This is a genomic window from Gemmatimonadetes bacterium SCN 70-22 (genome assembly GCA_001724275.1).
Lineage (GTDB): Bacteria > Gemmatimonadota > Gemmatimonadetes > Gemmatimonadales > Gemmatimonadaceae > SCN-70-22.
Genome location: MEDZ01000010.1, coordinates 127,958 through 138,773 on the forward strand (window position 1 = coordinate 127,958; position 10,816 = coordinate 138,773).

9 protein-coding genes are annotated in these 10,816 nt (G+C 70.0%); all 9 read left to right on the top strand.

The annotated features are described in order from the left end of the window. Window positions 1-76: 76 nt before the first annotated feature. Window positions 77-2,647 (top strand): hypothetical protein, encoded by a 2,571-nt coding sequence (locus tag ABS52_07515; protein ODT03924.1) that lies wholly within the window; start codon window positions 77-79, stop codon window positions 2,645-2,647. 182 nt (window positions 2,648-2,829) lie between these two features. Then, window positions 2,830-3,720: a hypothetical protein gene (locus tag ABS52_07520; GenBank protein ID ODT03925.1), complete on the top strand. Its 891-nt coding sequence runs from the start codon at window positions 2,830-2,832 to the stop codon at window positions 3,718-3,720. A gap of 231 nt (window positions 3,721-3,951) precedes the next feature. Next, entirely contained in the window at window positions 3,952-5,553 is a 1,602-nt protein-coding gene (locus tag ABS52_07525; protein ID ODT03926.1) for a hypothetical protein, read from the top strand. A 222-nt stretch (window positions 5,554-5,775) separates the two neighbouring features. Continuing rightward, window positions 5,776-6,159: a hypothetical protein gene (locus ABS52_07530; protein ID ODT03927.1), complete on the top strand. Its 384-nt coding sequence runs from the start codon at window positions 5,776-5,778 to the stop codon at window positions 6,157-6,159. A 182-nt stretch (window positions 6,160-6,341) separates the two neighbouring features. Next, a complete protein-coding gene (locus ABS52_07535; GenBank protein ODT03928.1) occupies window positions 6,342-7,124 on the top strand; it encodes a signal peptidase I in 783 nt (260 codons plus the stop codon). Window positions 7,125-7,258: 134 nt separating this feature from the next. Further along, window positions 7,259-7,741 carry a hypothetical protein gene (locus ABS52_07540; protein ID ODT03929.1) on the top strand — a complete coding sequence of 161 codons (483 nt, stop codon included), beginning with the start codon at window positions 7,259-7,261 and terminating at the stop codon, window positions 7,739-7,741. After that, entirely contained in the window at window positions 7,738-8,751 is a 1,014-nt protein-coding gene (locus ABS52_07545) for a hypothetical protein (protein ODT03930.1), read from the top strand. Before ABS52_07540 ends, ABS52_07545 begins: the two co-directional genes overlap by 4 nt. A 129-nt stretch (window positions 8,752-8,880) precedes the next feature. Beyond that, the gene (locus tag ABS52_07550) at window positions 8,881-9,423 is read left to right on the top strand and encodes a hypothetical protein (GenBank protein ID ODT03931.1); all 543 of its coding nucleotides are present in this window, start codon (window positions 8,881-8,883) and stop codon (window positions 9,421-9,423) included. Between the two features lie 139 nt (window positions 9,424-9,562). Continuing rightward, complete coding sequence (locus ABS52_07555; GenBank protein ODT03932.1) at window positions 9,563-10,579, top strand: aldo/keto reductase; 1,017 nt, start codon at window positions 9,563-9,565, stop codon at window positions 10,577-10,579. Window positions 10,580-10,816 lie beyond the last annotated feature (237 nt).

The window sequence follows — 10,816 nt, forward strand, 5'->3', positions numbered from 1 at the left end:
TGTTTCGAGGGTTGGCATGCGTTCATTCGGGTGGTCATTCGCCGGGCGTGTCCTCGCAGTCGCGGTACCGGCAGTCGTGCTCGCGGCGTGCGGCGGGAGCGAGTCCTCGGGGCCGCCGAAGGTGGCGTCGGTCGCGGTGACGTCGCTGACGACGCAGCTCGAGGTCGGCCAGACGGCGCAGCTCACGGCGACCCCGCGCGATGGCAAGGGGAATGCGATGGCCGGAAAGACCGTGACCTGGAGCTCCTCGGCCGCGGGGGTGGCGTCGGTCGATGCCGCGGGGGTCGTGACGGGGGTCAGCGCCGGCACCGCCACCATCAGCGCCAGTGCGGACGGGGCGATCGGGACGGTCGGCGTCACCGTCGTCCCCGTCCCGGTCATGGCGGTCTACATCGAGAACCGGACCCCAAGCGTTAGGCAGGGGGGGACGGCGCAGCTCACCGCGACGGTGCAGGACGCCCTGGGCCGCACCCTGGGCGACCGCCCCGTCAGCTGGTCGAGCGCCGTGCCGGCCATCGCCAGCGTCTCGCAATCGGGGCTCGTGACCGGACTCTCCGCCGGGACGACCTACATCCGCGCCCTCGCCGAGGGGAAGGTCGATTCGGTCCCCATGCGCGTCCGCTCGCTCAGCGCCCCGACCATCACCGGCGTCGCCCCCGCCACCTGGGTTCCGTCGGGGGCCGCGACGATCACCGGGACCAACTTCGCCCCGGACCTCGCCAGCAACGAGGTCTTCGTCAACGGGGCTCGCGCCACGGTGACGGCGGCGAGCGAGACGTTGCTTTCCATCACCCTGCCGTCCATCACCGCCATCCCCTGCGCGCCGACGGGACCGGTCCCGTTGGTGGTCTCGGTCAACGGCGACTCGGCCTCGTCGCAGGCGACCATCAGCATGGCCACCCAGCGGCAGCTCGCGGTCGGCGAATCGATGCTCCTCACGTCGGCCAGCGACCTGCTCTGCAACGAGTTCAGCGTGACCGGCGGGACCTACGTCGTCTCCGCCTTCAACTACAACACCGCCGCCACGGCGACGGCGTCGTTCCAGCTGTTCGGGGCGGCGCTGGCCACCGCGACCTCGACCCTCCTCGCCCCGGCCAGGGTCCTCTCCTTCCCGGCGCCGGGGACCCCCGCGGCGGGGCCGCTCGCCCTGCCGGCGCCGAGTCGCGACGAGCGGATCGCCCGCGGGCAGGCGCAGGCACTCAACGCCGCCATCGCCTACCTCAACGGCCACCCGAACATGCGGCGGTCGATGGAGGCGAAGCGCGCGCGCGAGCGGGCCGCCTACGCGCGCGGCGCGTCGGCCGGCGCCTACGCCTCCGTGGCCCCGGTCGCCCCGCCTAACGTGGGTGACGTCTTCACCAAGCGGATGATGCGCACCTTCGGCAATTACGGCACCTACGACACGCTGCGCGCGCGGGTGGTGTACGTGGGGCCCAAGCTCATCATCATGGAGGATTCGCTGGCCCCGCTGGCCGGGACGATGGACAACGAATACCAGGCCATCGGGACCGAGTTCGACCGCGACATGTACGGCTACCTGTCGAACTTCGGCAACCCGCTCGTCCTCGACTCGCTGACCGACAACAATGGGCGCGTCATCGCGATCTTCTCCAAGCGGGTCAACGACTACTCGCTGTCCAATGGTGGCAACCTGCTGGGATTCGTGACGTCGTGCGACTTCTCGCCGCAGGTCGACCCCACTCCCGCGAACGCCTGCCCGCCGAGCAACGAGGGCGAGTACTTCTACGCCTTCGTCCCCAACCCCAGCGGGACGGGGAACGGCAACTGGTCGGTGGCCGACTGGCGCCACTACGTGCGGGGGACGCTCCTGCACGAGTTCAAGCACGTCGTGATGTTCGCCGAGCGCATCGCCCGCGATGCCAACTTCGCCGAGGTGTCGTGGCTGGAGGAGGCGACGGCGCAGCAGGCCACGGAGCTGTGGGCGCGTCACCGCTACAACGACAAGCCGCAGCGCGGCGACATCCGGTGGAGCGACGGGCTCATCTGCGACTACGTGCGCCAGGGCGACACGCGCTGCGCCGATCCCGCCGAGGCCATCGGCCATCACATGGGATTCCTGTACCGCCACTACACCGCCAACGAGAGCAAGTCGATCATCAACAACAACGACAACGTGATCTACGGCAGCTCGTGGTCGTTCGCCCGCTGGGTGACCGACACCTACGGCGGCGCCGACGAGGGGGCCTTCCTGCGCGCGCTGGTGCAGCAGAAGGACGATCGCGGGATCGTGAACCTCCAGAACCGCACGGGGGCGACGTGGGCCGAGATGCTCGGCTGGTGGTCCCTGGCCTCGTCGTCGGACAACTATCCGGGGGGGACGATCACCGATCCCCGTGCCCGGCTGCAGAGCTGGAACACGCGCGACATCCTGGCGACGATGAGCTCGAGCCTGCGCTATTCCGATGGGACACCGGCCTTCCCCAAGCCGTGGCCCATCAACATGCGCGCCGTCTCGTTCGGGACGTTCCCCAGCGCGATCAGCAACGTCTTCGCTCTCCCCGGTGGCGGCTTCGCCGCGTGGGAAATCTCCGGGACACAGACCGCGAAGCAGGTGCTGGCCCTCCGCTCGACCACCGGCGGCGCACCGCCGGGGAACGTGGGGATGGCGATCGTGAGGGTGAAGTAGGGAAGACGGGAAGACGAGCGGAGGAGAAGACGAGGGGCGTCCCGGACCATCGCGGGCGCCCCTCGCTCTGTTTCACGCACATGCGCGCACGGTAGATTGCCCTGCACGACCGCGTCTCGTCTTCTCGTCTTCTCGTCTTCTCGTCTTCTCGTCCTCTCGTCCTCTCGTCTTCTCATACTTCCGTGCGTCACTACTTCGGCGCCCACACCATCGGATCCGGCGGCGTGCACATGGCGGCCGCGCGGGCCGGCCAGGCGGGGATGACGGCGCTCCAGGTCTTTAGCGCCATGCCCCAGTTCTACAACGAGAAGGCCACGGTGAAGCCCGAGAAGGCGGCGCGCTTCACCGAGGCGATGCTGGCGGCGGGGATCGACAAGCGACACTGCATCGTGCACGCCGCGTACGTGCTCAATACGGCGTCGCCCGAGCCGGCCAAGTACGAGCGTGCCCGCCTCGGGCTCGCCAAGGAGCTGGAGCGCACCAGCGCCCTCGGCGTCCTCGGCTTCTGCTTCCACCCCGGCTCGGCGGGGGCGAGCGACCCGGCTGGGGCGGCGGAGCGTGTCGGCGACGCCATGACCTTTGCCATCGAGCGGGTCCCCGAGGGGGCACGGATCCTGATCGAGAACACCGCTGGCGCGGGGCGCACGATGGGGCGCACGCCGGAGGAGATCGCCGCGATGCTGGCGCGCATCCCTGCGGCGCTGCGTTCGCGCGCGGGGTACGGGCTCGACACCTGCCACCTCTTCGCCAGCGGGCAGGACTTCCACTCCGGGCCGGCCGCGGCCAGCGCCCTCCTCGACCGCTTCACCCAGGTCATCGGCGAGCCCCCGTCGTTCCTGCACGTCAACGACTCCGAGGGCGACTTCGGGTCGAACAGGGATCGCCACGCGCTGCTGGGGGAAGGGAAGATCGGGATCGAACCCTTCCGCTGGCTCCTGCGCGACCCGCGCACGCAGGACATCCCCGTCATCCTCGAGACTCCGCAGGCCAACCCGGGGATCGCCGAGGATGACCCGTCGCCCGACCCGTTTGACGTGCGGATGGTCGCGCTGCTGCAGTCGCTCGTCGCCTAACGACTTCCGGGAAACCGGGCGGGGCGGCGTTGCGTAGGGCCGGCACCCCTCTCCCCTCGAACCGAAGGAGCTTCCGTGACGTCATCGCCCCCCCTCTGCCGGCGCCTCCCCGTACCGCTGACCGCACGCCGCGCCGCGGACCGTGCGCCGGTGCGCGCGCGTCAACACGCCGCGCCGGTGCGCGCGCGTCAACACGCCGCGCCGGTGCGCGCGCGTCAACACGCCGCGCCGGTGCGCGCGCTTCCCGTCGCCGCGGCCCTGGCGCTGTCACTCCTCCTGAGCGCGGGCGTCACGCGCGCGGCCGTCGCGCAGGGTGCCGACCGGCGTGACATGCTCCTCCTCCTCTCGGCGAGCGACACGATATCCGTCGAGCGGTTCTCGCGCACGCCCACGCGATTCGAGTCGGAGATGCTGATCCGCGCCGCCAACGCGCGCTTCACCCTCGGCGTCGACCTCGCGCCCGACGGCGCGGCGCTGGGGCTGCAGAACGCCTACCGACAGGGCGCCGCCGACCCGGCGTCGGCGCCGCTGCAGAGTGCCGTGGCGCGCTTCACGGGTGACAGCGTCATCATCGACGTGAGCGGGGGAGGGCGCACCTCCACCCAGCGCTTCGGCACGCGCGCCGGAGCGGTTCCGTTCCTCAATCCGTCCTTCGCCCTGGTCGAGCTGATGATCGCCCGCGCCCGCGCCATCGGGGGCGACTCGGTCGGCGTCCCCGTCTGGAACCTGCAAGGCGGGACGACGGCCTCCGCGACCGTGATCCGGCGCGGCGTCGATTCGGTGGTGGTCCTGATCGGCGCCGTGCCGGCACACCTCGCGGTGAATGCCGCCGGCGACATCACGGGCGGGAGCGTCCCGGCGCAGGGGCTCCGGATCGTGCGCGTGCGCGGCGGCGATGCGCGGGCGATGTCGGTCGAGAAGCCCGACTACTCAGCCCCCGCGGGCGCACCCTACACGGCGGAAGATGTCACCATCCCCACCCCCGGCGGCCACACGCTGGCGGGGACGCTCACCCTCCCGCGCGATCGCGCGCGCCCCGTCCCGGCGGTGGTGACCATCAGCGGGAGCGGACCGCAGGACCGGGACGAGGCGATCCCCATCGTGAAGGGGTACCGCCCGTTCCGGCAGATCGCCGATACCCTGGGACGCAACGGGATCGCCGTCCTGCGCTATGACGATCGCGGGACCGGCGCGTCGACCGGGAATCACGCGACGGCCACCAGCGCCGACTTCGCCGACGACGTGCGCGCGGTGCTGGCCTACCTGCGCACGCGCCCCGAGATCGACGCCTCGCGACTGGCACTCGTCGGCCATAGCGAAGGCGGTCTCATCGCGCCGATGGTCGCCGCCAGCGATCCCTCGCTCAGGGGGATCGTCCTCATGGCCGGGCCAGCGCAGACGGGGCGCGAGATCCTGCGCTACCAGATTGGCGCGGGGATCACGCGGAGCGCGGCGCTCTCTCCGGCGCAGCGCGACTCGGCGCGTCGTACGGTGGAGGGGACCATCGACTCGCTGGGGAGAGCGCAGCCGTGGGTGAAGTACTTCCTGGACCACGACCCGCTCGTCACCGCGCGCAGGGTGAAGGTTCCGACGCTCATTTTGCAGGGGGAAACCGATCGCCAGGTCACCGCGGAGCAGGCGGAGTCGCTCGAGCGTGCCTTGCGTGCCGGGGGGAATCGGCGGGTCGCGCGCCGCGTCTTTTCCCAGGCGAATCACCTCTTCGCCCAGGATGCGGACGGCAGCCCCGAGGGGTACCCCAGGCTCCCGGATCGGCGCGTCAGGTCGGATGTTCTCGCCGCCTTGACGGAGTGGTTGCGCACGACCTTGCGGTGATGTGACGCGCATTTCTCCCGGGAGAACGCGCGACTTCCCTGGCGGAAATGGGTGCGCGCGCCGCGAACGGAGGTGAGTTCTCCTAGGGTGGCGGCGCGTTTTCATAGGGGAAACCACGCACTTCCCTATTGCGCGACCGTCATTCGCTCTTAGTTTGTTGGCGCGAAGAAATCGTGGTTTCCACCGGGGGAAATCACTCTTCCATCACTCAGGAGTAGAACGATGGCCGCTAAGAAGAAGGCCGCTGCGAAGAAGGCTGCGCCGAAGAAGGCGCCCGCCAAGAAGAAGGCCGCTGCCAAGAAGGCGCCGGCGAAGAAGCCCGCCAAGAAGGCGGCGAAGAAGGCCGCGAAGCGGAAGCCCAATCCGGCGTTCATGGCGCCGATGACGCCCAGCGCCGACCTCGCGGCGGTGATCGGCCCCAAGCCGCGCCCGCGCTCCCAGGTCGCGAAGGACATCTGGGAATACATCCACAAGAACAAGCTCCAGGACACCAAGAACAAGCGGAACATCAACGCCGACGAGGCGCTGAAGAAGGTGTTCGGAGGCAAGAAGACCGTCTCGATGTTCGAGATGACGTCGCTCGTCAACAAGCACCTCAAGAAGTAACCGCGGTCCATCGGCTCCCGAGAGGCGCGTCTCCCTTGCGAGGCGCGCCTCTCGCGTTTCTCTCCCGTGGCTCCCGAGTCTCCCATCGGGGCCCGGCGCCCGTCCTCCGGTCGAGTGCAACACGTCGCGCCGGAGCCCGTAGTTAGATTCCGGACACTCCTCAACACCTCCCCCGCACCCGCATGGCCGCCAAGAAGTCTTCCAAGCCCAGCAACGTCGTCGCCCAGTCCCGCCGGAAGAAGGGCGGTTCGTCCTTCTCGTCGGCCGCGCTGTGGGAGAACGTGAAGGGGATCCTCGGGGCGGTCCTCCTGTTCTTCTTCATCCGCGCCTTCTTCTTCGAGGCGTATCGCATCCCCTCGGGGAGCATGATCCCCTCCATGCTGGTGGGGGACTGGCTCTTCGTGAACAAGCTGCGCTTCGGCCCGCACGTCCCCTTCACGGACGTCAACCTCCCGGGGTACGCGGAGCCCGCGCGCTACGACATCGCCGTCTTCATCTCGCCCCCACAGGTCGACCAGCCGTGGGACCCCACCCCCACCCTCGTGAAGCGCATCGTGGGCATGCCGGGTGACACGCTCTACATGCGCGACGCCAGGCTCTTCGTGAACGGCATCGAGCAGCGCCAGGGGTACGGCGCCTCGTCCGAGGCGGGCGACCCGAATGAGGTGAGCCCGCTCTTCGACTGGCAGAAGTCGGTCGCCCTGGCGTCGTCGCGCTTCGGCCCCGCCCCCGCGCAGCCGACGCACGACAACTGGGGGCCGCTCGTGATCCCGGCAGGGTACTACTTCATGATGGGCGACAACCGCTACAACTCGAAGGACTCGCGCTACTGGGGTGTCGTCCCGCGCGAGAACATCCGGGGGCGCCCGCTCTTCGTGTACTACTCGTGGGACCCGGAGAGCGGGCGCCCGCTTCCGGCGCTGACCGCGATCCGGTGGGGACGGATCGGGCACTGGATCAAGTAGGGAGGGCAATAGGGCAGGGGGGAGCGGACTCGCTCCCCCCGCGCTCGCCCTTGCGCCTCTCGGTCGCGGCGACGACGATCACGGTGCGCCGCCCGGCCGTGTCGGGCGCCACTCACCACCTTTCCCCGTAGCTCATGACCCGAGTCCTCCTGTTCCTCTCGCTCCTTGCCGTCGGGGCCTGCTCGCGGGCGACTCCCACGCCGGCGCCGACGCCCGCCGGCACCACGGTGACCGAGAACGGCATCACCTGGCACCTCCCGTACGGACGCCCGACGCGCCCCTTCAGCCCGGCCGTGCAGGTCGGGAACCTCCTCTTCCTCGCCGGGCAGATCGGGACCTCGGCCAATGCGCAGGGCGGGGTGGTCCCGGGCGGGATCCAGGCCGAGACTCGGCAAACGATGGAAAACATCAAGGACGTGCTCGCGAAGAGCGGGTCGTCGCTCGACCGGGTGGTGAAGTGCACCGTCTTCATGGCCGACATGCGCGAGTGGGATGCCATGAACGAGGTGTACGCGACGTACTTCCCCCGCAACAAGCCGGCACGCAGCGCATTCGGCGCCACGGGGCTGGCGCTGGGCGCACGGGTGGAGATCGAGTGCATCGCGGCCGTGCCATGAGGCGGCTCGGGCGCCTCGCGCTGCTCGTCGGGGGGGCGACCCTCCTTGCCGCGGGGAAGCACCCCGCCGCCGCGCAGGCCTCCGGGCGCGGGACCCTCGACACCCTCACCTTCTGGTCGCAGTCGCTCGGGACCCACAAGCGCGCCATCGTCTGGCTCCCGCCGTCGTATGCGACGCAGCCTGCGCGGCGCTTCCCGTCGGTCTACTACCTGCACGGGCTGTGGGGGAGCGAGACCGACTGGGTGCGCGCTGGCCATCTCGATGACACCCTCGACTCGCTGTCGACCCACGGCCTCCCGGAGTTCGTCGTCGTCATGCCGGACGGCGATGATGCGTGGTATACGACGTGGAACCGCCTCCCCGACCTGGCCGCCTGCCGCAACGCCTTCAAGCCGCGCCCCGGAGACGACAGCGCCGACTCGTATTGCGTCCCCTGGCCGCACTACGACGACTACATCGCGCGCGACCTCGTGGCCGCCGTCGACACGCACTATCGCACCGTCCCGAAGCGGGCCAGGCGCGCCATCGCCGGCCTGAGCATGGGCGGGTACGGGGCGGTGTCGCTGGCGCTTCGCTATCCCGAGGTCTTCCGCGCTGCCGCCTCGCACTCCGGCGTCGTCTCGCCCGCCTATGCCGGCGCGCACCCGTTCGACGGCGTCACTCGTTATGCAACCACGAGCGCGGCGCTGCGGGCGCAGTGGGGCGAGCGCATGTGGCCGCTCATGGCCCAGGCGTTCGGAAACGACAGCGCGGGATGGATGTCGCGCGAACCCGCCCGCATGGCGCAACGCCTGGTGAATGCCCGAGCGCACGACGTCCCCGCCATCTTCCTCGACTGCGGCACCGAGGACGGGCTCATCGACCAGTCGCGATCGTTCCGCGCCGAGCTGCTGCGCCTGGGGATCACCCCCGCCTATGCCGAGTGGCCCGGGAAGCACGACTGGGGATACTGGCGGACGCACGCACGCGAAAGCCTCGCCTGGATCGGGCGACAGCTGTCGGGGCCGTGACGATGCGGGGGCGACAGGTGTGGCAGCGCACGTCGGTCGCGCCAGGCAGGTCACGTCGACGGCCATGCCACGTCGCCCCGTGCGCCATGACGCTGTCGGGGCCCGGCGGCACGCCGTAGCTTCCTCCCCATGCCCCCTTTCTTCCCCCAGGTCACGGCGACGTTCAAGCTCGAGGAGCCGCGATCCCTGCGACGCTTCTCCATGTCCGTCGTCGGCATGGCCGCGGTGACCGGGGTCGTGCTGCGCCTCTTCTGGGCCATCGTCTTCACCATGGGACCCGAGGGCTCGCTGGTCTTCGCCGGTGGGATGTTCGCGCTGCGGTTCATCGCCCTCTTCGGCATGGCCGCCTTGCACCTGGGGAACTTCACGCTGCGCCACTGGCTGTGGCGTGCCCCGGCGTTCGCGGCCATCGAGGCGGTCGCGGAGTCCGTCACCTCGCTCGCCCTCATCGCCCTGCATCGCGAGCCGCTCGGCTCGGCACGTGCCACGTTCGCCGACTGGCCGGGGATGGCCAGCGGGACGCTCTTCTGGCGGGTGGTCGCGGTCGTGATCTTCGCCCTCCTCCTCGCCGGCGTCGTGCAGCTGGTGCGCTACCTCCTGCTCAAGCGCGCCCATCGCGACCACACCGTCGCGGCGGTGCATCACGACAGCGTCACGCCGCACGAGAAGTAGAAGACGAGAAGACGAGAAGACGAGGGGACGGGAAATCCTCCGGGGTGCGGGCATGCTTGCATGGCTTGCGCGTTCTCCCCCAGCTTGTCGAGCCACGCCTCGCCCTCCCGGCGCTCCGCCTTCTCGTCTTCCGCCCTCCATGTTGTACACGCGCCTCGGCAGCACCGGTCTCGTCGTTTCGCGCATCGCCCTTGGCTGCATGAGCTACGGCAGCCGCCAGTGGCGCCCCTGGGTCCTCGAGGAAGACGAGGCGAGGCCGTTCTTCCGGCGTGCGATCGAGCACGGGATCAACTTCTTCGACACCGCCGACGTCTACTCGCTCGGGATCAGCGAGGAGATCACGGGCCGGGCGCTGCGCGAGTTCGCGCGGCTGGACGAAGTGGTCATCGCAACCAAGGTGCGCCTCAGGATGGCCGATGCCCCCAACCGCGTCGGGCTCTCGCGCAAGCACATCATCCAGTCGTGCGAGGATTCGCTGCGCCGGCTCGGCGTCGAGCGGATCGACCTGTACCAGGTGCACCGGCACCACGCCGAGACCCCGGTGGAGGAGACGCTAGCCGCGCTCGACCACCTCGTGCGGCAGGGGAAGGTCCTCTACCTCGGCGCCAGCTCGATGTTCGCGTGGCAGCTGATGAAGGCGCTCTCCATCTCCGAGCGGAACGGGTGGGCGAGGTTCGTCAGCATGCAGGGGCACTACAACCTGGTATATCGCGAGGAGGAGCGGGAAATGATCCCGCTCTGCCTCGACCAAGGACTCGGGGTGATTCCCTGGTCGCCGCTGGCGCGCGGGCTGCTGGGCGGGAAGCGGCATCGGGGCGGCCACGGCACGTCGCTCCGCGACGACGGCGATGCCGCCCTGGCCGACCAGCTCTACGACCACCCCGCCGATTGGGACGTGGTGGATGCCACCGTGGGCGTCGCCAAGCGACGGGGGGTACAGCCGGCGCAGGTCGCATTGGCGTGGCTCCTGTCGCGCCCGGCGGTGACGGCGCCGATCGTCGGGGCCACCAGGTTGGAGCAACTGGATGCCGCGGTCGGGGCGCTCGAGCTACAGCTCTCGGCGGAGGAGTGTGCGGCGCTGGAGCGTCCATACCAGCCGCACCCGGTGCGCGGGTGGCTGGACGGGGGGTTGGTGCTGACGCAGCAGAAGCACTAGGGGGAGCGGGGTCCCCCCCCAAATCCAATTTCCCCCCCTCCCCCTCCCCCCACAGCATCATTCCAATGCCCCACGTACCATTCCATGGCCCACGTGGGGCCAGCCAGCTCCCCGCGCTCCTCCTACGCTTCTCCCGCGCTTCTCCCGCGCTTCTCCCGCGCTTCTCCCGCGCTTCTCCCGCGCTTCTCCCGCGCGCCCCCCGGCTCCGAAACGCCCGCCCAACGCCTCCCGTCTCCC